The sequence below is a fragment of the Mycolicibacterium celeriflavum genome, assembly GCF_010731795.1.
GTDB classification, from domain to species: domain Bacteria; phylum Actinomycetota; class Actinomycetes; order Mycobacteriales; family Mycobacteriaceae; genus Mycobacterium; species Mycobacterium celeriflavum.
On sequence record NZ_AP022591.1, the window covers coordinates 1,112,835 to 1,135,581 of the forward strand.

Here is a 22,747-nt window from a genome sequence, read left to right on the forward strand (position 1 = left end):
GTCAGCCGCCGAGGCAGCCGGGCCCGAGCAGCGCCTTGAGATCGCCCATCAGCGCCGACGATGGCGTCACGCGTAGCGACACATCCAATTCCAGCGTGGTGATCCGCTCACCGCTGATCAACCGCAGGTGCACCTGGGATGTGCCGGGGTGGCGGGCCAGCACCTGTTTGAGCGCGGTGACCTTGTCCACGGTGCACTGCCGCGTCGGCAGGCTGACCGCCAGCGGACGGTTCAGCTGGGCGCTGGAGAAGTCCGGCGCCACGAGGTCGTTGGCGATCAGTGAGATCCGGTCGTCGCGGATCGCCACCTTCGCGCCGACCAGCACCACCGCATCGTCGGCGATCTCACCGCCGAACGTCGAGTATGTCTGTGGGAAGAACAGCACCTCGATGCCGCCGGTCAGGTCCTCCAATTGGGCTGAGGCCCACGGCAGCCCGTTCTTGTTGACCCGCCGGTTCACCGACGCCAGGATTCCGCCGACCCGCACCTGCGTGTCGTTCGGAATGTCGCCGTCGAGGATGGCCGGGATCGCGGTGTCGACCTGGGTGGCCAGCAGGTGGGCGATGCCGTTGAGCGGATGACCGGACACGTAGAGGCCGAGCATCTCGCGTTCGAGCGCGAGTTTGTGCTTGTCCTCCCATTCCTCCTCGGGCACCTTGATGGTGAACACCGCGTCGGTGGCGGTGTCGGCGCCGCCGAACAGATCGAACTGCCCCATCGCCTCGGCCTTCTTGGTACCGAGGACGGAATCGACGGCATCGGTGTGAATCAGGAACAGGCCCTTGCGCGGGTGCCCCAGCGAGTCGAACGCACCGGCCTTGATCAGCGACTCGGTGACCTTCTTGTTGCACGCACCGATCTCGATCTTGTTCAGGTAGTCGGAGAAGTCGATGTACTTCCCCTTCTCGGTACGTGTGTTGATAAGCGAGGCAACGACATTGGCGCCGACATTGCGCACCGCCCCGAGGCCGTAGCGGATGTCTTCGCCCACCGATGCGAAGTTCAGCCCCGACTCGTTGACGTCCGGTGGAAGCACCGTGATGCCCAGTTTGCGGCAGTCGGCCAGGTACACCGCGGCCTTGTCCTTGTCGTCCCCGACCGAGGTGAGCAGCCCGGCCATGTATTCGGCGGGGAAGTTCGCCTTCAGGTACGCGGTCCAGTACGACACGAGTCCGTACCCCGCGGCGTGTGATTTGTTGAACGCATAGTCGGCGAACGGCAGCACCGTGTCCCACAGCGCCTTGATGGCACCGGACGAGAAACCGTTGGACTTCATGCCGTCGGAGAAACCCTCGAACTCCTTCTCCAGGACTTCACGCTTCTTCTTGCCCATGGCCTTACGCAGAATGTCCGCTCGGGCCAGTGAGTAGCCGGCCACCTTCTGCGCGATCCGCATGATCTGCTCTTGGTAGACGATCAGGCCGTAAGTCTCGGCGAGGATCTCGCGGAGCGGCTCCTCGAGTTCGGGGTGGATCGGCTTGATCGCCTGCCGGTTGTTCTTGCGGTCGGCGTAGTCGTTGTGGGCGTTCATGCCCATCGGGCCGGGGCGGTACAGCGCGATTACCGCGACGACGTCCTCGAACCCGGTCGGCTGCATGCGCCGCAGCAGGTCGCGCATCGGCCCGCCGTCGAGCTGGAACACCCCGAGCGTGTCGCCGCGGCCCAGCAGATCGTAGGTGGCCTTGTCGTCGAGCGGAACCGACTCGAGATCGAGCTCGATGCCCCGGTTCGCCTTGATGTTCTCCAGCGCGTCACCGATGATCGTCAGGTTGCGCAGGCCGAGGAAGTCCATCTTCAGCAGGCCGATGGCCTCGCACGACGGATAGTCCCACCCGGTGATCACCGCGCCGTCCTGCGGGCGCCTCCACAGCGGAATCGCGTCGATCAGCGGCTCGGAGCTCATGATCACGGCGCAGGCGTGCACACCCGCGTTGCGCACCAGGCCCTCCAGCCCGCGCGCGGTCTCGTAGATGGTGCGCACGTCGGGGTCCGTGTCGATCAGCCCGCGGACCTCGGCGGCCTCCTTGTACCGCTCGTGATCCGGGTCGGTGATGCCCGACAGCGGAATGTCCTTGGCCATGATCGGCGGAGGCAGCGCCTTGGTGATCCGGTCGGCGATGGCAAAGCCCGGCTGACCGTAGTGAACACGAGCCGAATCCTTCAGCGCCGCTTTCGTTTTGATGGTGCCGAATGTGATGACCTGAGCCACCCGGTCGCTGCCCCACTTGTTGGCGGCGTAACGCAGCATCTCGCCGCGGCGGCGGTCGTCGAAGTCGATGTCGATATCGGGCATCGACACCCGCTCCGGGTTGAGGAACCGCTCGAACAGCAGCCCGTACGGGATCGGGTCGATGTTGGTGATGCCGAGCGCGTAGGCCACCAGTGACCCCGCCGCGGACCCGCGGCCCGGCCCGACCCGGATGTCCACCGAGCGTGCGTAGTTGATGAGGTCGGCGACGATCAGGAAGTACGACGGGTATCCCTTGTCGCAGATGACGTTGATCTCGTAGTCGGCGCGGTCGGTGTACTCCTGCGGCACCTGCGCGGACGGGAACCGGCGGGCCAGCCCCGCGGCGACCTCGTGGCGCAGCCAGGACTCCTGAGTGTGTCCCTCGGGCACCGGGAACACCGGCATCCGGTCGCGCGTCGTCCACACGTCCTCGTAGGAGGACACCCGCTCGGCGATCAACAGCGTGGAATCACAGGCGCCCGGCACCTGGCCGTCCCACAGCGCGCGCATCTCGGCCGCCGATTTGAGGAAATATCCGTCGCCGTCGAACTTGAACCGGTTCGGATCCGACAACGTCTTGCCGGTCTGGATGCACAGCAGCGCCTCGTGGTTCTGGGCGGCGTCGCGGGTGACGTAGTGGCAGTCGTTGGTGGCCAGCGGCGGAATGTCGAGTTTGCGCCCGATCTCGAGCAGCCCCTCGCGGACCCGGCGTTCGATGTCGAGGCCGTGGTCCATCAACTCGAGGAAGAAGTTGTCCGGGCCGAAAATCTCGCGCCACTTCGCCGCCGCCTCGAGGGCCTCGCGGTCGTGGCCGAGCCGCAGCCGGGTCTGCACCTCACCGGACGGACAGCCGGTGGTGGCGATGATGCCTTCGGCGTGTTCGGCGATCACCTCGGCGTCCATGCGCGACCACTTGCCGAGCTGCCCCTCGAACGACGCCAGCGACGAGAGCTTGAACAGGTTGCGCAGCCCGGTCGCGTTCTCGGCGACCATCGTCATGTGGGTGTAGGCGCCGCTGCCGGAGACGTCGTCGCCCTTCTGGCCCGGGTCTCCCCACAGGACGCGCTTGGTATCGAATCGAGAACCGGGAGCGATATACGCTTCCACGCCGATGATCGGCTTGATCCCGACCTCGGTGGCGCAGTTGTAGAACTCGCTGGCGCCGAACATGTTTCCGTGGTCGGTCATGCCGATCGCGGGCATCTGCAGGCGCTGAGCCTCGGCGAGCATCGGCTTGACCTTCGCAGCACCGTCCAGCATCGAGTACTCGGTGTGGTTATGCAGGTGCACGAACGACCGCGAATCCGAAGGGCTCATAGGGAGGCCAGTCTATGACCGCGTCCCGACAGTCCTCGGCGTGTCGGGATGCGTGTCTTCACCGGTGCTGCGCGGCTACAAGGACTTCGGCAGGTCGGGTGCCTCGACCGCTCTTCGCCGGGGGATGCGCGCACCGAACGGACGGGCGTTCTCGATGCGGGACCGCACGCGTCCGAGGCCTCGCCTGGCCGTCGTAGACGTCGGCAGCTGCCAGCCGAGTTGGGTGAGGACGCCCACCGTGACGAGGCCCGCAACCATGACCGCGAACCACAAGCCAACCATGCCTCAACGCTATTGCCCGGACCCCGGAGGAGGAATCCGGTGTTTCCCTATACCGCGAGGCGGTTCGCCGACACGGGGACCGGAACCGGCGACTGCTGGAGCAAACCTCGACAGAACAGGCTGTTCAGTTGCCTGCCAATTGCGGAAATGCCGCCGGAACCGTCGAGGTAGCCGCCGAACAGCGTGACTCCCCAGAACGTTGCCGACAGCATGTTCGCCACCGCCGGACCGTCCACATCCTCACCGAGTTCACCCCGGCCCATGGCATCGCCGACCATCCACGTGAAGAAACCCGTCACCGCATCGGCGACCGGCGCGCAACTGCTGCGCAACCCGGGATGGCGGTGCTGTTCCAGCCGCGAGGTGATGAGGAACTGCATCATCGAACCGTGCGGGCAGTCCAGTGCACGTGCAGCGGCTGTGAAAGCGGTCAGCTGTTTCGTCAGTGTTCCCTCGAGCTTCGCGGCTTCGATGGCCGCCGAGACAACCGAGTACGCCTCGCGGTGGAGGCTGTCGTAGATCTCTTGCTTGGTGGTGAAGTAATAGTGCATGGTCGGCCGGCTGATCCCGGCGCTCAGCGCGATCGCCTGAAACGTCGCCGCTTCGTAACCGCGCTCGTTGATCACCGCGCGGGCCGCCCGCAGGATGGCTTTCCGTGTCACCGCCGAGTCGGAGCCCACCGGGCGTCCTCGACCGCGCCCGGTCAGCGGAGACTGCGTGATGCCAACCACGAGCAAACGCTAGGACATTGCTAACACCCGGTCAACCGCTGATTGTCCTTCACTCCGCAAAGAGTGCGTCACGGATAGGACGGCTCGGCGGGCCGCCGATCCGCACGGGCCCGTCGAATAGCGTCGACACTGAACACCAGCAGCGCAAGCCAGATCAACGCGAAGCCGAGCCAGCGTGCGGGCGGCATCGGCTCACGGCCGATGAGCACACCCCATGTCAGTTGCATAACCGGCGTCAGATAGAACAGCAGGCCCAGCGTCACCAACGGCAGTCGCTGCGCGGCGGCGGCGAACAACAGCAGCGGCACCGCCGTCAGCACACCGGAGAGGATCATCAACACGACGTGGCCGCCGCCGTGTTCGGTGAACGTCCCGTATCCGGTGATCTGCAGCACGACGATGTACGCCGCCGCGAAGGGAGTGGCCAACCCGGCTTCCAAGCCGACGCTGACCCGCGGATCGGTCGTCACCACCTTCTTCACCGCGCCGTACAGGCCGAAGGAGAACGCCAACCCGAGCCCGATGTAGGGCGGCGCGCCGACCTCCACCGTCAACACCACCACCCCGAGCACCGCGGTGACCAACGCGCAGAACTGGGCGCGGTTCAGCCGCTCCCCGAAGACGACGAGCCCAAGCGCGACGGTCACCAGCGGGTTGATGAAGTACCCGAGCGCCGCGTCCACCACGTGCCCGTTGTTGACGGCATAGACGTAGATACCCCAGTTGATCGAGATCAGCGCCGAAGCGGCGGTGAGCAACACCCAGGTGCGGCCGGTGATCTCCTTGAGGTCCCCGATTCTGCGGACGACCGCGACGACGACAACCATCAGCAGGAAGTTCCACACGATCCGGTGCGCCAGCACCTCGACGGCGGACGCGGGCTTCAGCAGCGGGAAGAATGCGGGGAACGTGCCCCAGCACACGTAGGCGCCGACGCCGAACAGCAATCCGGGGCTGCGCGCGCCGCTCACAGTTCGTGGTTGCGCAGGACGTCGAGGGCGTGTTGCAGATCGGCCGGATACGGGCTGGTGATCTCCACGCGTCGCCCGTCGGCGGGGTGCACGAATGCCAGTGACCGCGCGTGCAGCCATTGCCGCTGCAGCCCGAGCCGCTTCGCCAGCGTGGGGTCGGCGCCGTAGGTGAGGTCACCGACGCAGGGATGGTGCAGGGCGGCGAAATGCACCCGGATCTGGTGTGTGCGACCGGTTTCCAGCTCGATGTCGAGCAGGCTGGCGGCGCGGTGCGCCTCCAGGGTGTCGTAGTGGGTGGTGCTGTGCCTGCCGTTCTCGGTGACCGCGAATTTCCAGTCGTGCCCGCGGTGACGCCCGATGGGTGCGTCGATCGTCCCGCTCGACGGATCCGGATGTCCTTGCACCAAAGCGTGATAGCGCTTGTCGACGGTGCGCTGCTTGAACGCCCTCTTGAGCACCGTGTAGGCGCGCTCGGAGAGCGCCACGACCATGACACCCGACGTGCCGACGTCGAGGCGATGCACGATGCCCTGGCGTTCGTGAATACCCGAGGTGCTGATCCGGAAGCCTGCCGCGGCCAGGCCGCCCAGCACTGTCGGGCCGTGCCAACCGACCGTGGCGTGCGCGGCGACGCCGGGCGGCTTGTCTACGGCGACGATGTCGTCGTCGGAGTAGAGGATCGCCATGCCCTCGATCTCGACCGGCGTGTTCTCCACGGGCGCAGGCGCTTCCGGTAGCCGCACCTGGAGCCACGCGCCCGCGGTGAGCTTGTCGGACTTGCCTGCGGGGGCGCCGTCGATGTCGACGCCGCCCTCTTCGGCCAGCGCGGCGGCCGCGGTCCGTGACAGCCCGAGCAACCGCGCGATGCCCGCGTCGACCCGCATCCCCGCCAGCCCCTCCGGGACCGGAAGCGACTTATCGGCCATCTACTCGTCCCCGTCGCCCGGCCGGCGCCGCCCGACGGTATCGAAGTCGAAGCCGAACAGCGACAGCGCGACCAGCAGGATCGCGCCGCCAACCACACAAGGATCGGCGACGTTGAACACCGGCCACCAGCCGATCGACAGGAAGTCGACGACGTGGCCCTGCAGCGGACCCGGTGATCGGAAGAACCGGTCGACCAGGTTGCCGAGCGCGCCGCCGAGGATCATGCCCAGCCCGACCGCCCACCACGGTGACACCAGGCGACGGCCCATCCAGAAGATTCCGATGACCACGCCGGTGGCGATCAGCGTGAGCACCCAGGTGTAGCCGGTGGCCATCGAGAACGCCGCACCCGAGTTGCGCACCAGGGTCCAGGTCACCGTGTCGCCGATGATCGACACCGGCTGGCCGGGGGTGAGCAGCTTGACCGCGAGGACCTTGGTGACGATGTCGGTGACCAGCACCGCCCCAGCGATACCGAGCAGCAGCCGGAGCCGGCGCCTCGGCGGCACGGTCTCATCGGTCGTCGGTTCGGCCACTCCCGGGTCGTCAGTCACCTCCCCATCATCCCAAAGCGGGAATGCGGGAGAATTCCCGCCATGGGTCGCATCGTCGTCGTCACCACCGGCGGCACGATCGCCACGAATGCGGGCTCTGACGGCGTCAAACGTCCGACCCTTAGCGGCGCCGACCTGACGTCTGGACTGGAGGTCGACGTTGTGGACGCGATGGCGATCGACAGCTCGCAACTGATCCCCGCCGACTGGGACCGCATCGGCGCAGCGATCTCCGAGATCGCCGCGACAGACGTCTACGGGGTCGTCGTCACGCACGGTACCGACTCCATGGAGGAGACCGCACTCTGGCTGGAACTGACCTACAGCGGCACCGTCCCGGTGGTGCTCACCGGAGCCCTGCGCAGCGCCGACGCGCCTGACGCCGACGGCCCCGCCACACTGCGTGAGGCGGTGACGGTCGCGGCAAGTCCGGCGGCACGCGACCTCGGGGTGGTGGTCAGCTTCGCGGGGGTGGTCTGGCAGCCGCTAGGCCTGCAGAAGGTCGCGACGGCCGATCTGCGCGGGTTCGCGGGGACGGCGATCGGCGCCGTGTCGGACGCCGGGTTCGTCGCGCATGCGGCGAAGGTCCGGCCATACTTCGGCTCGCTGTCGGCGTCCGAAGCGCCACGGGTGGACATCGTCGCCGCGTATCCGGGCGCCGACGCCGCCGCGATGGACGCCTGCGCGGGCGCGGGCGCGCGCGGGATCGTGTTGGAGGCGCTGGGCGCGGGCAATGCGGGGATGGCGGTGATCGAGGGGGTGCGGCGACTCTGCCGCGCCGGGATCGCGGTTGCGGTGTGCACCCGGGTGCCAGGAGGGCGGGTCAGCCCCGCCTACGGGCCGGGCCACGAGTTGGTGGCCGCGGGCGCAGTGCCGGTGCCGCGGTTACGGCCCGCCCAGGCCCGCGTGCTGCTGATGGCGGCCTTGGCGAGCGGCTCACCCGTGGGCGAGGTCATGGCCCGCTGGGGTTGACGCGCGTGACAGCGTGGACGTATGCAGTTTGGGAACATGATCCGCCGAGGCGCCACGACGATCGGGGCGTTGTCACTGATCCTCGCGACGGGGACGGTGGCCCGAGCCGAACCGCCGCCCGGCCCGGATGCCATCGACGCCTACCCGATCGCCGACGGCTACTACCGGCCCAGCCCACCGCCCAACTACCACGTGTTCTTCCGCACCCCCGACGGTCTGTTCTGTGGCATCGGGCCCAACGGCGGTCCGATCGGTTGCGACGGGGTGCCCCTGGACGCCCCGGCCGGAACCAATCAGACGTTTCTGACCAGCGGCGGCCCCGCCGAGTACCGGCATTCCGCCGCGCCGACTTTCACGCGCGAGGGCGTCGACGTGCTGCCTGCCGGCTACCGGCTGGAGAATTGGGGGGCGAGTTGCGGTGTCGGACATCAGGGCACGGTGACCTGCAAGACGTACGGCGGTCACGGATTCACGATCTCCAGCGTCTACGGGGTGCTCTGGTAGCGCGCCAACTCGGCGACGTAATCCGGCCAGTCGAGGGAGTCGACGGGATTTGCGCGGTCGATGCCGGGCGTGTCGTCGGGAAACGTACGCGCCTGACCCGGGCCGCTGCTGCGGGTCTCGAACCGGACCGTCATCACCCCGTGCCCGGCCCCCTGGATCCAGCCGTGCCCGAAGTCCGGATGGGTGACGTCGTCGCCGATGCGCCAGGCGGGAGCCGTCGCGGTCAGGTCCGTGACGGTCGGAGGCAGCCCGGTGTGCGTGACGTCGTCGGAGGCCATCAGCTCCAGATCCGGGAACAACGACTCCTGGCGGACGTCGGAGAGTCCCGAAAAGCCAACGCCCAGAAGGCGAATCGGCCCCACTTCGACGGGGTCGAGCAGCAGCCGTCGCGCGGTGGCGATCAGGGTGGCCGCGTCGGCGGTGGCATACGGCAGGGTCGCCGACCGGGTGAGGATGTTCATATCGGACTTCCTCATCTTCACGGTGACGGTGCGGGCGCCGCGGCCGTCCTTCTCCAGTCGCCGGTGGGCGTGCTCGCCGATCGGTCCCATCGCTTCACGCAGCTGGTCGAGGGTGGTCAGGTCCTCGGGGAACGTCGACTCCGCACTGATCTGTTTGGCGGGCGCGTTCTCGGCGACCGGCCGGTCGTCGATGCCCCGGGCCAGCCGGTGCAGTGCCGGTCCGACGCTGCCGCCGAGGATGTCGGCGGCCTCGGCCTCGCTCAGCGCGGCGAAGGCGCCGATGGTCTCGATGCCGAGCCGGTGCAGCTTCTCCCCAGCGACCGGCCCGATGCCCCACAGCCGCCGCACCGGCAGGCCGTCGAGCAGGGTGCGTTCCTCATCGCGGCCCACGACCCGCATGCCGTCGGGCTTCGCCAGCCCTGAGGCGATCTTGGCGAGCTGTTTCCCCGAGCCCGCCCCGACGGACGCGACGAGCCCGGTCTGCTCCAGCACGCGGGACCGCAGGATTCGGCAGAAGTCCTCGACGGCGGTCGCCGAGGCGCCCGCGAGTTCGGGGGGCTCGCCGAAGGCCTCGTCGTAGGAAAGCTGCTCGAGCACCGGCACCGTCTCGCGGACCGTTTCGAACACGCGTCGGCTGGCGACGCCGTATACGACCCCGCGCGGCGGAAGCACCACGGCCGCGGCTCCGACCAGCCTGCGGGCCTGGTGCATGGGCATCGCCGACCTGGCGCCGTACACCCGGGACTCGTAGCTGGCGCCCGCGACCACGCCGCGGCCGCCGAGCCCGCCGACCAGGACCGGGCGACCGCGCAGCGTCGGACGGGTGAGCTGCTCGACCGACGCGAAGAACGCGTCCATGTCGAGGTGCAGCACCCAACGAGTGTTCACAGCTGCCGATGCTAGGACGCTAGCCTGACCTGCATGGCAGACCCGAGCGCCGGACCTCTCGACGTCCCGATCCGGGATACCTCGATCCGGCTCGGTCAGTTCCTCAAGTTGGCCGGCCTCATCGATTCCGGTGCCGACGCCAAGTCGGTGATCGCCGACGGGCTGGTCACCGTCAACGGCGAGGTCGAACACCGACGAGGCAGGCAGCTTCATCCCGCCGATGTCGTGGTGTTGGCCGGTCGTGCGGCGCGGGTGACACTATTTGGCGGCTAGGTGGTGCGGTGGTCGACCCGCCGCAGACGGAACGGATACCCGCGGCCGACCGAGCCGGTCATCCACTCTCCGTCCCGGGTTCCCAAGCGCAGGTTCGAGTCGCGGTCGATCCTGAAGTGGACCGCGAGGAGCTCATTGGAGATGAGGTCTGCCAACTCGTCGCGCCAACCCGCAGGATAGTCGGGCACAGCGAGCTCGAGCTCGATGCGATCTCCGATGTCGAGGCCGAAGCGCCGCCGGGCTTCTTGGAACTCCCGGATCAGGTCGCGCGCCCACCCCTCAGCCTCCAACTCCTCGGTCACAGTGCCGTCGAGCACCACGAGGCCGGCCCCGTCGGGCAACGCCGCCGTCCATTCGGGATCGGCGGCCACCAGCCGCGAGCTGTACTCCTCGGGTTGCAGCACGGCGGGGCCCGCGGTCAGTGTGCCGTCGGTGTTGACGACAGCCTCGCCCGACTTGACGGCCTTGATCGCGGCCTGCACGTCCTTGCCGAGGCGCGGGCCCGCCACCTTGGCGTTGACGGTCAACTCGAAGCGTCCGAAGGCGGCGATGTCGTCGGTCAGCTCGACCGCCCTGACGTTGAGCTCGTCGGCGATCAGGTCACGGTACGGGTCGAGCCGCAGCGGGCTGTCCACTGCCACAGTGAGTTTCGGCAGCGGCAGCCGCACCCGCAGCTTCTTGGCCTTGCGCAGCGACGAGCCCGTCGACGCGACCTCGCGCACCAGGTCCATGTCGGCCACCAGTCGGGCGTCCTTCGGCAGCAGGCCGGCCTCGGGCCAGTCGGTCAGATGCACCGACCGCTCCCCCGTCACGCCGCGCCAGATCACCTCAGTGATCAACGGCAACAGCGGAGCGGCCAGCCTGCCGGTCACCTCCAGCACGGTGTGCAACGTGTCGATCGCGTCGGGATCCTCCTCCCAGAACCGCGAACGCGACCGTCGCACATACCAATTCGTCAACGCCTCGGTGAACTGCCGAAGCTGGTCGCACGCTCCGGAGATGTCACACACGTCGAGTGACGCGGTCAGGTCGTCGCGCAGCACGGCCAGCTTGGCCAAGATGTAGCGATCCAGCACATGCTTCGAGTCCGTGCGCCAGGTGCCCTTCTTCGGCGCGTACAGCGCCAGGAACGTGTAGGCGTTCCACAGCGGCAGCAGCACCTGGCGGACACCATCGCGGATGCCCTGTTCGGTGACGATCAGGTTGCCGCCGCGCAGGATCGGCGAGGCCATCAGGAACCACCGCATCGCGTCGGAGCCGTCGCGGTCGAACACCTCCGTCACGTCGGGATAGTTGCGCAGCGACTTGCTCATCTTCTGCCCGTCGTTGCCGAGCACGATCCCGTGCGCCACACAGGTTTTGAAGGCCGGCTTGTCGAACAGCGCGGTGGCCAAGATGTGCAGCGTGTAGAACCAGCCGCGGGTCTGGCCGATGTACTCGACGATGAAATCGCCCGGGAAGTGCGAGTCGAACCACTTCTGGTTCTCGAACGGGTAGTGCACCTGCGCGTACGGCATCGAGCCCGAATCGAACCAGACGTCGAAGATGTCCTCGATGCGGCGCATCGTCGACTTCCCGGTCGGGTCGTCGGGGTTGGGCCGGGTGAGTTCGTCGATGTAGGGCCGGTGCAGATCGGTGGGCCGCACCCCGAAGTCGCGCTCCAGCTCGTCGAGGCTGCCGTATACATCGACTCTCGGATATGCCGGGTCATCGGACTTCCACACCGGAATCGGCGTGCCCCAGTAGCGATTTCGTGAGATCGACCAGTCGCGGGCGCCGGCCAGCCACTTGCCGAACTGTCCGTCCTTGACGTGTTCCGGATACCAGGTGATCTGTTGGTTCAACTCGACCATGCGGTCGCGAAATTCGGTGACCTTGATGAACCACGACGACACCGCGCGGTAGATCAGCGGATTGCGGCACCGCCAGCAGTGCGGATAGGAGTGTTCGTAGGTTTCGTGGCGCAGCAGCACCGCGCCGTTTGCGGCCGCGGGACCGGCGCCGTTCTTCAGGTCCCGGATGATCTGCGGGTTGGCGTCGAACACCTGCTGGCCGGCGTAATCCGGCACGGTTGCGTCGAATCGACCCCTCGAGTCGACCGGCGTGACGGCTTCGATGCCCGCGGCCCGGGCGGTGAGCATGTCGTCCTCGCCGTAGGCGGGCGACATGTGCACGATGCCGGTGCCGTCCTCGGTGCTGACGAAGTCGGCGGGCAGCACGCGAAAAGAGTTCAGGGCGTCGGAGAAATACGGGAACGGCGGAAGGTACCGCGTATCGAGCAATTCCCGTCCGGAGTAGGTGCCGAGCACCTCCGGCTCCTCGCCGAGTTCGCGCGCGTAGGCGGGCATCCGGGCCTCGGCGAGCACATAGCGCCGCCCGTCAGGTGCCTGGACCTGCACGTAGGTGACGTCGGGATTGACCGCGACCGCCTGGTTGGACGGCAGCGTCCACGGGGTCGTCGTCCAGATCAGCAGGTACGCACCCGCCAGGGGGCCGCCGTCGATCTTGAAGCCCACGGTGATCGCGGGGTCCTGCCTGCTCTGGTAGACGTCGTCGTCCATCCGCAGCTCATGGCTGGACAGCGGGGTCTCGTCGTTCCAGCAATACGGCAGCACGCGGTTGCCCTCATATGCCAGGCCCTTGTCCCACAACTGCTTGAAAGCCCAGATCACCGATTCCATGAAGTCGGGCTCGAGCGTCTTGTAGTCGTTGTCGAAGTCCACCCAGCGCGCCTGCCGGGTCACGTAGGCGCGCCATTCGTTGGTGTATCTGAGCACCGAGGCGCGGCAGGCGTTGTTGAACTTCTCGATGCCCATCTCCTCGATCTGCGCCTTGTCGGTGATGCCGAGTTGGCGCTGGACCTCGAGTTCGGCGGGCAGGCCGTGGGTGTCCCAGCCGAACCGGCGCTCCACCTTGTAACCACGCATGGTGCGGTACCGCGGCACGATGTCCTTGACATAGCCGGTGAGTAGGTGCCCGTAGTGAGGCAGCCCGTTGGCGAACGGCGGACCGTCGTAGAAGACGTACTCCGGGGCATCGTCGCGACGCGCGATGCTGGCATGGAAGGTGTCGTCGGCGTCCCAGTACTGCAAGACCTCGACTTCGAGCGCGGGGAAGTTGGGCGCGCCGGCCGCCGGCCTCGGGTAAGCGGTCACTGATGGTCTCCCTGTGCCAAATTGAGGCCTCCGCCTCGGAAGCCAATTCTCAGGCACGGGGACGACGTCGCGCTGCTGCGCGGGCGCCGCGGTACCACCCCGCTTGCGCACGCCATCACGGGGACGACGTGCGCCGCTCTACTGCGGGCGATGACGGGCCCACCCGTTCGGGTCTACTGAGCATCGACGGGTCAGGTCGAGCGGTTCTTCCGAAGGCTCCCCGGTGATTGCCGGATCGGTGCCGTTGAGACCGATCGTACCGAGGGCTGCAAATAACGGCGCCGACGGCGGGTTGCGCTACTGCGGCGGCAGTGCGTCCGAGGTCATCTCGATGAGCGCAAGGCGGAACTGCTCGCTGAGCTCCTGGAGCGTGTAGGCCTCGAAGCGGCTCGTGTCGTACCACCAGTCGACGTGCACGTCGCCCTCGGCCCGGTACACGCGGATCTCGAGCGCATGACCGAGAGCGGGCGGGGTCTCCTGGACCGTTGTCTGCTCGGACGCCTCGCCGATGTAGTTGAAGTACACATCGGACGGCTCGGCGGCGACATGCTCCGAGGCGGCGGCCAACGTGCGGTGCACCGTTGCGAGCACCTCGGTGGCGCTGGCCTGCTGCGGGGTCGCGCACACCATGGGCACCGCGTCGAGAAGGGCGCCGCGCTCGCTGGCGATGTCGACCGGTACCACGCCGTCGCCGAGTGTGCGCGCGACCGTCCTGGTCAGCGCCGCCAGCAGGATCTCGTCAGCCGGCAGTCCGAGCCATTCGCCGGCGCCGTCGAGCTCTGCGGTCAACTCGCCGCTCGGCGGGGTCGACACCTTCGCCATGGTCGCCGATCGGGTCGGATCGGCGAGGTGGTCCGTCACGCGAACCGTTGCTTGAGCAAATACGCCGAACGGGTGCAGAACCTCGGGTGTCGGCGCAGCCGGATAAGGGGCAACCATGAAATCCAAGATAGCTCAGCTGTCCCAAAATTGGGAGACGCATCCCAAAACTGTGACGCCAGTGTCAATTAAGGCAAGCATGGCCGGTTTGCGGGTGCCATCGCTCAAACCGGGAACTTACGTTAGAGTAAGTGGATGCCACGGACCGACGAGAACGGCAGACAGCTAAAAGCTCTGCTGGACTATCTCCTCGACGGAGATGTCGAGGCGAAGGACATCTACGACGCTCTCGGCACCTCGAGCAGCACCTACTACCGTCGCATCAAAGAAGCCGACTATCCGGATGCAGAGGAATTGCGTCGGGTGGCCGACCGGTTCGGCCTCAGCTACCCCGACCTTCAGGTCCGGTTCGGGCTGATGACGAGGCAGGAAGTCCTGCGCTACGTCGAATCGCTATCGGTGTCGGGCAGCTCGCAGACCGCGCTGCGGGAGGCGATCCGGACGCGCACCCGTGCGCCGAAGCTCTCGGAGCTGCGGCCGCGCAGTGACGCTCCACCCCTATAGCCGTACAATTTGCCGAGTATCACAGCGGCTCGAAGGCAACGTCCATGGCTTTGGCGACACTCATCGCGATCACGCTTTGCTGCATCGCGTGGAGTCTGTGGATTCGCCGTGTCACCTGGTCATCTCGCTGGGAGGTCGCGGCTACCCTCAACATCGCGCTGCAGGGCATGGCGGTGCTGCTCATGTCGCCCTGGGCGTCGGAGACGCTCGGTGTCGCGCTGCACGCGCTGACCGGAAAATGGAACCTCGAGGACTTCATCGGCCACGACTGCTACATCGTCGCCGCGTCCGCCGTCGTCTACAACGCGCTGGGTCGGCTGCAGGACGACCACCTGCTGCAGCGGTCGTTCCGACAGTACGTCGAGTTGCCGGCCACGCTGTGCATCCCGCTGCTGCTCGTCACCTTCTCCCTCGGTAACGGCGCGCGGATCTACAAGCCGGACTTCTTCCAGGTGCCCACCGACTTCTGGCTCAACACGTACTGGCTGATCCTGTGCGGCATCCTCATCTATCTACTGGGCTACGGCAGCCGGGCCCTTCTGGTGCTGCGCAGAGACCCGCGGTCACGAAAGATCGCCAACGTCTACCTGATCTCGTCGGCCGCGGGCATCGCCGCGTGCATCGTCCGGTTGCTCACCGCCTACATTCCCGCGCTGCAGCAACACGACGGTGGCACGACTCTGGTGTGGGTGTTCGCGTGCATGTGCGGCGCTGGCTTCGCGCTGACCTCGGCCGAGTCCTGGCGGCAGAAGACCAGGTGGTTCAGCAGTACGTCCCGCTGACCGACTAACCGGCGACCGACCGCGACACCTTCCAGAACGGGGCACCCATGTCGGGCACCGTCTGGTATCCGCGCCTGCGCGCCCGCGCGGCGTCGCGGCGGATCAACGCCTGCAAGCCGGCGAACGTCGCCTGGTCGAGCACCATCCGCGTCAACAGCCGGTTGTGCACGAAACCGAACGACAACCCGCTCGTGGGATCGGCCCAGCCGACGGACCCGGCCAAGCCGGCATGACCGAAGCCGGGCATGAATCCCGGCGGGACCGGCAGCGAGTGGTAGCCGAGATTGAAACTCAACGGCACGAAGATGTTTCGGTCCGGCCAATAGTTCGGCCTGCCGGTCAGCGCCGCGACGCGCTCTTCGGACAGGAACTGGGTGCCCTCGATACGGCCGCCGTTGGCGATCGCGCCGTACATCTTGGCCAGGCTGCGGGCGGTCGCGACCCCGTTGGCCGCCGGAATCTCGGCGTCCAGGAACGGGGTGTCGCCCTGGACGACGGCCTTCATCCCGGGAAAGTACATCGAGCCGAACATCCCGGACACGCCGAGCGCCGCCACCCGCGGGGCGATGAAGTTGAAAACGGGGTTGGCCAACGTGCCCTGCGGCGCGAGGATCTGCGCTGCGCGGGTCGGCGCGTCGGCAGGCGGGCGGCCCAGGTGCAGTCCGTCGGTGTCGAGCGGTTCGGCGAGTTCCTCGCGGATCAGGTCGCGCATGCTCTTGCCGGTGACCGCGCGGCCCAGTCCGGACATCAGCCAGCCGTAGGTGAGCGCGTGGTAGGCCTGATGGCCGAACAGCAGTTTGTTGACCGGCGCGGCCGCGACCCGTTGCTCCATCACCCGGTGGTCGAGCAACTCGTCCTTGGTGCAACCGTTGAGATGGGACAACCCTGCCCGGTGCTGCATCATGTCTCGCACCGTGATCCGGCCCTTGCCCTTGACCCCGAACTCGGGCCAGTACTCGGCGACCGGCGTGTCGTAGTCGATCAGGCCGCGGTCGGCCAGGCGGTGGATGACCGTCGAGGCCAGGCCCTTGGTGACCGAGAAAACCATCGCCCCGGTGTCCGCGTTCCAGTGCTGGGTGCCGCGGCGGTCCGCGTAGCCCGTCCACACGTCGACGACGGGTTCCCCGTGCAGGTATATCGACAGCGCGCCGCCACCGTAGCGGCGGCCAGGGAAAAGCCGGCGGAAGCTGCGCACGGTGCACGCGAAGTTCGAATCCGCTGCGCCCTGGACACCGTGCGGAAGCGCTGCGCTGGGCTCCCGACTCTTGACACCCGTCACAATGTATTGAATTTACTCGTAACCCCGGCTAATAAACCTTGTGTTATCTATTCGTTAGGTTCGCCCATGTCCGAGGCGTCGAGCAACTGTTGGGCAGCAAGCGCCGGCGTCAGTTCGCCGTCGCGGACCTGGCGTTCGATCTCGGCGCGGGCCTTCTTGACCCTCGGGTTGGACAACACCCGGTCGAGGACCGCGTCGCGCACCATCGACCACGTCCACTCGACCTGCTGGGTGCGGCGGCGACTTTCGAACTCCCCCGCCTCGGTCAGCACCTCGCGATGCTTGAGCACGGTCGTCCACAACTCCTCGAGACCCGAGCCTTCCAACGCGCTCATGGTGAGAACTGGTGGGCGCCATAGGGTTTCGCGGGGGTAGATCAGGCGGATGGCGCCGGCGAGCTCGCGGGCGGCCCTCTTGGCCTCGATCGCGTGCTCACCGTCGGCTTTGTTCACCACGACGATGTCGGCGAGTTCGAGCACGCCCTTCTTGATCCCCTGCAACTGGTCACCCGTGCGCGCCAGCGTGAGGAACACGAAGGTGTCGACCATGTTGGCCACCGTCACCTCGGACTGTCCGACGCCGACGGTCTCGACCAGGACCACGTCGAAACCCGCCGCTTCGAGCAGCACGATCGTCTCCCGCGTGGCCTTGGCGACGCCGCCGAGCGTGCCCGAGGTCGGGGATGGGCGGATGTAGGCGTCAGGATGCACGGCCAACCGCGCCATCCGGGTCTTGTCACCGAGGATGGAGCCGCGGGTGCGGGTCGAGGACGGATCGACCGCCAGCACCGCGACCCGGTGCCCCTGCTCGATCAGGTACATGCCGAGCGCCTCGATCGCCGTCGACTTCCCGACTCCCGGCACACCCGTGATCCCGACGTGCATCGCCTTGCCCGCATGGGCGGTCAGTTGCAGCAGCAGTTCCTGCGCCTGCTCGCGGTGGTCGACGCGGGTCGACTCGACCAGCGTGATTGCCCTCGCCAGGGCGGCGCGGTCACCGTCCGCCACGGCGGTCGCGAGGTCGGCGATCGGCTCGGCCATCTAGTCGAGGCGGTAGCCGAGTCGCTCGGCGAGCTTGTGCAGCAGGCCGATTGCGGCTTCGGCGATCACCGTGCCGGGCGGGAAGATCGCTGTCGCTCCCGCGGCGTAGAGCTCGTCGAAGTCACCCGGCGGGATGACACCGCCGACGACGATCATGATGTCGGGCCTGCCGACCTCGGCGAGCGCTTCGCGCAGCGCGGGCACCAGGGTCAGGTGCCCGGCCGCAAGCGACGAGACACCGACGACATGGACGTCGTTGTCGGCAGCTTGGCGCGCGACCTCATCCGGCGTGGAGAAGAGCGAGCCGACATCGACGTCGAAGCCGATATCGGCGAACGCAGTTGCGATCACCTTCTGCCCGCGGTCGTGACCGTCCTGGCCCATCTTCGCGATGAGGATGCGGGGCTGGCGACCGTCGGCCTCGGCGAACTTCTGCACGAGGTCGGTTGCTTGAGTGATGTTGCTGACCCCTCTACCCCCCATCTCGTCGCGGTAGACGCCGGCGATCGTACGGATCTCCGCGACGTGGCGCCCGTAAACCCGCTCCAGCGCATCGGAGATCTCGCCGACGGTGGCCTTGGCCCGCGCGGCGTTGATGGCCAACGCCAGCAGGTTGTTGCCGAGTCCGTCCGGACCGGCCGGCTCGCGGGTGCCCGCGGCCCGGCTCAGGTCGGCGAGCGCCGCGTCGACAGCAGCCTCATCGCGGTCGGCGCGCAGCCGCTCGAGCTTGCCGATCTGCTCGGCACGCACCCGGCTGTTCTCGACCTTGAGCACTTCGATCTCGTGGTCCTCGTCAACCTGGTACTTGTTGACGCCGATCACCGTCTGTTGCCCCGAGTCGATACGGGCCTGCGTGCGCGCCGCCGCCTCCTCGATGCGCAGCTTCGGGATGCCGTCGGAAATCGCCTGGGCCATACCGCCGTGCTCCACGACCTCGCCGATGTGCATCCGCGCAGCGGTGGCCAGTTGGTGGGTCAGCCATTCGACGTAGTAAGAACCGCCCCACGGATCGATCGGCCGGGTGGTGCCCGACTCCTGCTGCAACAGCAACTGGGTGTTGCGCGCGATCCGTGCCGAGAAGTCGGTCGGCAGCGCCAGCGCCTCGTCGAGCGCGTTGGTGTGCAGCGACTGGGTGTGTCCCTGCGTCGCGGCCATCGCCTCGATGCAGGTGCGCGCGACGTTGTTGAACGGGTCCTGTGCAGTCAGCGACCAACCCGACGTCTGCGAATGGGTACGCAATGACCTGGATTTCGGGCTCTGGCTTCCAAATTCGGCGACCAACTCGCTCCACAGCAGCCGGCCGGCACGCAGCTTGGCGATCTCCATGAAGAAGTTCATGCCGATGCCCCAGAAGAACGACAGCCGCGGCGCGAACTTGTCGACGTCCAGCCCGGCGTCGAGACCCGCCTTGATGTACTCGACACCGTCGGCGAGCGTGTAGGCCAGCTCGAGATCGGCTGTGGCACCGGCTTCCTGGATGTGGTAGCCGGAGATCGAAATGGAGTTGAACTTCGGCATCTTCGTGCTGGTGTAGCCGAAGATGTCGGAGATGATCCGCATCGACGCCTGCGGCGGGTAGATGTAGGTGTTGCGGACCATGAACTCTTTGAGGATGTCGTTCTGGATGGTTCCGGCCAGCTTCTCCGGCGGCACCCCCTGCTCCTCGGCGGCGACGACATACAGCGCGAGGATCGGCAGCACCGCACCGTTCATCGTCATCGAAACCGACACCGTCGACAGGTCTATGCCGTCGAACAGCTGGCGCATGTCGAGGATGGAATCGATTGCTACTCCGGCCATTCCGACGTCGCCCTGAACCCGCGGATGGTCGGAGTCATAGCCGCGGTGGGTGGCCAGGTCGAACGCCACCGACAGGCCCTTCTGACCGGCGGCGAGGTTGCGCCGGTAGAAGGCGTTGGACTCCGCGGCAGTGGAGAAGCCCGCGTACTGCCGGATGGTCCACGGCTGGTTGACGTACATCGTCGGGTACGGCCCCCGCACGAACGGCGGTTCGCCCGGGAAGGTGTCGAGCGGATAGCCGGCGGCGACCGCCGCGTCGCGGTCGGCGCCGATGTAGACCGGCTTGACGTCGATGCCCTCCGGCGTCACCCAGTCCACCTGGTCGACGCTGTATCCGTGTGCGGCGGCGGCCGCTTCGACGTGGGCGGCGACGGCGGCCTCGGTCGGCGCCTCGACGCCGCGCTCTCCGTTCAACGGCACGTCGGCGAAGCTGCCGATGTCCTTTCCGATCCCCGCGGTCGCGGTCACCTCAGGCCCCCAATCTGGTGAGCAGGTCCGACAATGTGCCGACCGCATCGATTTTCGCGGTCAAATAGCCGTCCGGTTTCGAATCCGCTTGTGCCACAGCTTTCTCCGGTCCGGCAAGCAGGACCTGTGAGACGCCGGCCGCACGGGCGGAGTCGACGGCGGCGGAGGCTTCCGCCGCGTAGCGCGCGTCGGTGCCGCAGATCACCGCGATCGCGGGTGTGCCGTTTTCTGTCTCGGTCACCGCCTCGATGCCTCCCGACGCCAGCAGGTTCGTCGCGAACGTGGTCCGGATGTTGTGCTCGGCGAGCGGACCGAGCGGCAGCAGCAGCACCTGCGGCCTGGCCCCGGTCTTCTCCAGGAAGGCGTCCGAGCGGTCCCGCAGCGCCTCGAAGCCGGCCGCGTAGCGCTGCACCCCGGACAGCGGATCGCCTTGCGGTAGCGCAGGTTCGGCGATGTCGGGGAACTCGTTCACGCCCGTGAGCGCGGTGCGCCGGTGGGCGATGTCGTCGGCTCGGCCGGCCGCGACGTCGGTGATCTGACCGGCGATGTAGTCGGCGGCGTCGGCGAAACCGCCGCGGGACTCGATGTCCTGGAAGTGCTTCCAGGCCTGCGCGGCGAGCTGCTCGGTGAGGTCTTCGACGTGCCAGGAACCCGCCGCGGGGTCCAGCACGCGGCCCAGATGCGACTCCTCGAGCAGCAGCAGCTGGGTGTTGCGGGCGATCCGGCGCGCAAAGCTGGGGGCGGTCCCGGGGAAGCCCCCGGCGATCGCGACGTCGAACGGGTGCACCTGGACGGTGTCCGCGCCGCCGATGCCCGCCGAGAACGCGGCCAACGTGGTGCGCAGCATGTTCACCCAGGAATCGCGCTTGGTCATCATCGGCAGCGAAGTCACGGCGTGCAGGGTGGCGGACCCGTGCTCGGGCGCCCCCACCACCTCGGCCACCCGGGCCCACAGCCGGCGCGCGGCCCGCAGCTTCGCGATCGTCATGAACTGGTCGTCGGCAGCGGCGATGCGGAAGCTGAGCTGGCGCAGGGCATCCGGAACCGCCATGCCGCTGTTGCCCAGCAGCCGCAGGTAGCTGACCCCGGCGGCGACCATGCCCGCCAGCTCCCAGGATGCGTTGGCGCCGAGGTTGTGGAATGCGGGACCGTCGACGGTGATGGCTCGAACGTGACCGCCGTAGGCACCCAGCTTCGCCGCGGTCGCCACCACATCGCCGACGTCGGCCGTCTGCCGCCCGGACAACGGGGCGGTCAGCGGGTCGGCGCCGAAGTCGACCGACAGCCGGGACCGCTGGTCCGCGTCGAAATCGCTCAGCAAGCCGAGCACCGCGTCGGCAGCGGGAACGTAATCCGGCCCGGCGATCTCGAAGAGCACCGGAACGAGATCGAGGTAGACGCCGTCGAACAGCCGGTCCAGTTCGGTCGCCGGCACTCCTGCGGAAGCGCCGACGCGGATGACGAGTGCGCTGACGCCTTCGGTCAGGCCGAGCAATACGGCCCCGTTGTGTTCGCTCACGCTGCCGGAACCGTTCGCCGGGAACGCCTCTGCCACCTTCCACCCGGTCTTGACGTCGCGCAGCGCGTCGCCACCGCGCACGAACGGCCACTGGCCGGGCAACGGCGGCTCGGGCAGCGCGTCCAGGCTGGTGTAGAGCGGACGGATCGCGAAGCCGTCGTAGGTCGGCGAATCCAGCAGGCGCTCGGGTTCGGCGGGCAGATCGGCGGGATCCCGACGGGTGCTCTTTGCCAGCACCCCGGCAACCGCTGAGCGCCAACGCTCCCGATCGGCCTCGACCGCAGTGGGTTTCTGCACGATCATCAGGCTAAATGATCGCCATCACACCGGCGTTGGCCGGGCAGCCGACTCAGCCGCTCGCCGACGGGTGGCTTCGGCCGTCGTTCCGTAGTCTTGGTAGGCGTGAACTCCGTCGTCAGCACCCTGCGCGCGGTCCGCGGCGCGGTGGTCGCGACGCTTTCCGGCGTCTCGCGCGTGCGTCTGGCGGGCTCACTGGCGGGCATTGTGATTCTCGTCGCAGTCGCGTTGCTGGTTCCACTGCCGACGGCCGTCGAGCTGCGCGACTGGGCGACCTCTGTCGGGCCGTGGTTCCCGTTGGCATTCCTGGCCGCCCACATCTTGGTGACGGTGTTCCCGTTCCCGCGCACTGCCTTCACGCTTGCCGCGGGCCTGTTGTTCGGCCCGGTGCTCGGCATCCCGCTGGCCGTGACGTCCGCCACGGTCAGCGCGGTGCTGGCGCTGCTGCTGGTGCGCGCTGTCGGCCTGCAACTGAACCGGTTGGTGCCCCACCCCCGGGTCCAGTCGCTGGACGCGCGGCTGGGTGAACGCGGCTGGCCGACCGTGCTCTCGATGCGGCTGATTCCCGCCGTGCCGTTCTCCGTGCTCAACTACGCCGCGGGGGCGTCGTCGGTGCGTGTGCTGCCGTACTCGCTGGCCACCCTCGCGGGGCTGCTGCCCGGCACCGCGGCCGTGGTCATCCTCGGCGACGCGCTCACCGGCAACGTCAGCCCGCTGCTGGTGCTGATTTCGCTGTGCACCGCCGGTTTGGGCGTTGCGGGCCTGGTCTATGAGATCCGCGTGCACCGTCGTCATCACCGCGACCGGACCGCGGAAGCCGATCAGCCGTTACGCGTGACGAGGTAGATCAGGCG

At 67.6% G+C, this 22,747-nt stretch carries 19 protein-coding genes; 6 read left to right on the top strand and 13 right to left on the bottom strand.

All coding sequences use genetic code 11. The annotated features are described in order from the left end of the window. Position 1 precedes the first annotated feature (1 nt). From dnaE to lspA, 6 genes are all read right to left on the bottom strand, one after another. Positions 2 to 3,547 (bottom strand): DNA polymerase III subunit alpha, encoded by a 3,546-nt coding sequence (gene dnaE, locus G6N18_RS05305; RefSeq protein ID WP_083001628.1) that lies wholly within the window; start codon positions 3,545 to 3,547, stop codon positions 2 to 4. A 75-nt stretch (positions 3,548 to 3,622) separates the two neighbouring features. Continuing rightward, positions 3,623 to 3,829: a hypothetical protein gene (locus G6N18_RS05310; RefSeq protein ID WP_067223548.1), complete on the bottom strand. Its 207-nt coding sequence runs from the start codon at positions 3,827 to 3,829 to the stop codon at positions 3,623 to 3,625. Positions 3,830 to 3,876: 47 nt separating this feature from the next. Beyond that, complete coding sequence (locus G6N18_RS05315; RefSeq protein ID WP_163689809.1) at positions 3,877 to 4,560, bottom strand: TetR/AcrR family transcriptional regulator; 684 nt, start codon at positions 4,558 to 4,560, stop codon at positions 3,877 to 3,879. 68 nt (positions 4,561 to 4,628) lie between these two features. Continuing rightward, positions 4,629 to 5,531 carry an EamA family transporter RarD gene (rarD, locus tag G6N18_RS05320; RefSeq protein WP_083001626.1) on the bottom strand — a complete coding sequence of 301 codons (903 nt, stop codon included), beginning with the start codon at positions 5,529 to 5,531 and terminating at the stop codon, positions 4,629 to 4,631. Continuing rightward, complete coding sequence (locus G6N18_RS05325) at positions 5,528 to 6,457, bottom strand: RluA family pseudouridine synthase (protein WP_067223558.1); 930 nt, start codon at positions 6,455 to 6,457, stop codon at positions 5,528 to 5,530. The genes rarD and G6N18_RS05325 overlap by 4 nt, the downstream gene beginning before the upstream one ends. Further along, positions 6,458 to 7,012: a signal peptidase II gene (gene lspA / locus G6N18_RS05330; protein ID WP_083001624.1), complete on the bottom strand. Its 555-nt coding sequence runs from the start codon at positions 7,010 to 7,012 to the stop codon at positions 6,458 to 6,460. Between the two features lie 42 nt (positions 7,013 to 7,054). Between lspA and G6N18_RS05335 the strand changes: the two genes are divergently transcribed. Then, positions 7,055 to 7,984 carry an asparaginase gene (locus G6N18_RS05335; protein ID WP_083001622.1) on the top strand — a complete coding sequence of 310 codons (930 nt, stop codon included), beginning with the start codon at positions 7,055 to 7,057 and terminating at the stop codon, positions 7,982 to 7,984. Between the two features lie 21 nt (positions 7,985 to 8,005). Next, positions 8,006 to 8,488 carry a hypothetical protein gene (locus G6N18_RS05340; RefSeq protein WP_109749431.1) on the top strand — a complete coding sequence of 161 codons (483 nt, stop codon included), beginning with the start codon at positions 8,006 to 8,008 and terminating at the stop codon, positions 8,486 to 8,488. Here G6N18_RS05340 and G6N18_RS05345 read toward each other — a convergent pair. Further along, positions 8,470 to 9,837: a DNA polymerase IV gene (locus G6N18_RS05345; protein WP_083001617.1), complete on the bottom strand. Its 1,368-nt coding sequence runs from the start codon at positions 9,835 to 9,837 to the stop codon at positions 8,470 to 8,472. The two genes, G6N18_RS05340 and G6N18_RS05345, sit on opposite strands and share 19 nt — an antisense overlap. Before the next feature lie 33 nt (positions 9,838 to 9,870). Between G6N18_RS05345 and G6N18_RS05350 the strand changes: the two genes are divergently transcribed. Continuing rightward, positions 9,871 to 10,110 carry an RNA-binding S4 domain-containing protein gene (locus G6N18_RS05350; RefSeq protein WP_067223570.1) on the top strand — a complete coding sequence of 80 codons (240 nt, stop codon included), beginning with the start codon at positions 9,871 to 9,873 and terminating at the stop codon, positions 10,108 to 10,110. Here G6N18_RS05350 and ileS read toward each other — a convergent pair. Beyond that, on the bottom strand, positions 10,107 to 13,265 hold the full coding sequence (gene ileS / locus G6N18_RS05355; protein ID WP_083001616.1) for an isoleucine--tRNA ligase: 3,159 nt from the start codon (positions 13,263 to 13,265) through the stop codon (positions 10,107 to 10,109). The two genes, G6N18_RS05350 and ileS, sit on opposite strands and share 4 nt — an antisense overlap. 297 nt (positions 13,266 to 13,562) lie before the next feature. Beyond that, a complete protein-coding gene (locus tag G6N18_RS05360) occupies positions 13,563 to 14,126 on the bottom strand; it encodes a hypothetical protein (protein WP_234806145.1) in 564 nt (187 codons plus the stop codon). 213 nt (positions 14,127 to 14,339) lie between these two features. Between G6N18_RS05360 and G6N18_RS05365 the strand changes: the two genes are divergently transcribed. Further along, entirely contained in the window at positions 14,340 to 14,708 is a 369-nt protein-coding gene (locus G6N18_RS05365) for a DNA-binding protein (RefSeq protein WP_067223582.1), read from the top strand. Positions 14,709 to 14,752: 44 nt separating this feature from the next. Continuing rightward, positions 14,753 to 15,490, top strand: coding sequence for a hypothetical protein (locus tag G6N18_RS05370; protein ID WP_067223585.1), 738 nt, complete (start codon positions 14,753 to 14,755; stop codon positions 15,488 to 15,490). Between the two features lie 4 nt (positions 15,491 to 15,494). On the opposite strand, the gene lipL is transcribed toward G6N18_RS05370, so the two are convergent. From lipL to mutA, 4 genes are read right to left on the bottom strand one after another with little or no spacing between them, the layout of a single operon-like run. Beyond that, positions 15,495 to 16,769 (bottom strand): esterase/beta-lactamase LipL, encoded by a 1,275-nt coding sequence (lipL, locus tag G6N18_RS05375; RefSeq protein ID WP_067223589.1) that lies wholly within the window; start codon positions 16,767 to 16,769, stop codon positions 15,495 to 15,497. A gap of 47 nt (positions 16,770 to 16,816) precedes the next feature. Then, the gene (gene meaB, locus G6N18_RS05380; RefSeq protein ID WP_083001612.1) at positions 16,817 to 17,809 is read right to left on the bottom strand and encodes a methylmalonyl Co-A mutase-associated GTPase MeaB; all 993 of its coding nucleotides are present in this window, start codon (positions 17,807 to 17,809) and stop codon (positions 16,817 to 16,819) included. Continuing rightward, positions 17,810 to 20,077 carry a methylmalonyl-CoA mutase gene (scpA, locus tag G6N18_RS05385; protein ID WP_083001610.1) on the bottom strand — a complete coding sequence of 756 codons (2,268 nt, stop codon included), beginning with the start codon at positions 20,075 to 20,077 and terminating at the stop codon, positions 17,810 to 17,812. Between the two features lies 1 nt (position 20,078). After that, positions 20,079 to 21,899 (bottom strand): methylmalonyl-CoA mutase small subunit, encoded by a 1,821-nt coding sequence (mutA, locus tag G6N18_RS05390; protein WP_083001608.1) that lies wholly within the window; start codon positions 21,897 to 21,899, stop codon positions 20,079 to 20,081. Between the two features lie 99 nt (positions 21,900 to 21,998). Here mutA and G6N18_RS05395 point away from each other — a divergent pair, with 99 nt between their 5' ends. After that, positions 21,999 to 22,739, top strand: coding sequence for a TVP38/TMEM64 family protein (locus G6N18_RS05395; RefSeq protein WP_067223603.1), 741 nt, complete (start codon positions 21,999 to 22,001; stop codon positions 22,737 to 22,739). The last annotated feature ends 8 nt before the right edge of the window (positions 22,740 to 22,747 follow it).

What these genes read in the sequence shown, in the direction of transcription:
- G6N18_RS05325 (WP_067223558.1), bottom strand. Translation starts at nt 6,457, where the DNA reads ATGGCCGATAAGTCGCTTCCGGTCCCGGAGGGGCTGGCGGGGATGCGG.
- G6N18_RS05365 (WP_067223582.1), top strand. Translation starts at nt 14,340, where the DNA reads ATGCCACGGACCGACGAGAACGGCAGACAGCTAAAAGCTCTGCTGGAC.
- G6N18_RS05340 (WP_109749431.1), top strand. Translation starts at nt 8,006, where the DNA reads ATGCAGTTTGGGAACATGATCCGCCGAGGCGCCACGACGATCGGGGCG.
- G6N18_RS05310 (WP_067223548.1), bottom strand. Translation starts at nt 3,829, where the DNA reads ATGGTTGGCTTGTGGTTCGCGGTCATGGTTGCGGGCCTCGTCACGGTG.
- G6N18_RS05370 (WP_067223585.1), top strand. Translation starts at nt 14,753, where the DNA reads ATGGCTTTGGCGACACTCATCGCGATCACGCTTTGCTGCATCGCGTGG.
- dnaE (WP_083001628.1), bottom strand. Translation starts at nt 3,547, where the DNA reads ATGAGCCCTTCGGATTCGCGGTCGTTCGTGCACCTGCATAACCACACC.
- G6N18_RS05350 (WP_067223570.1), top strand. Translation starts at nt 9,871, where the DNA reads ATGGCAGACCCGAGCGCCGGACCTCTCGACGTCCCGATCCGGGATACC.
- mutA (WP_083001608.1), bottom strand. Translation starts at nt 21,899, where the DNA reads ATGATCGTGCAGAAACCCACTGCGGTCGAGGCCGATCGGGAGCGTTGG.
- meaB (WP_083001612.1), bottom strand. Translation starts at nt 17,809, where the DNA reads ATGGCCGAGCCGATCGCCGACCTCGCGACCGCCGTGGCGGACGGTGAC.
- G6N18_RS05335 (WP_083001622.1), top strand. Translation starts at nt 7,055, where the DNA reads ATGGGTCGCATCGTCGTCGTCACCACCGGCGGCACGATCGCCACGAAT.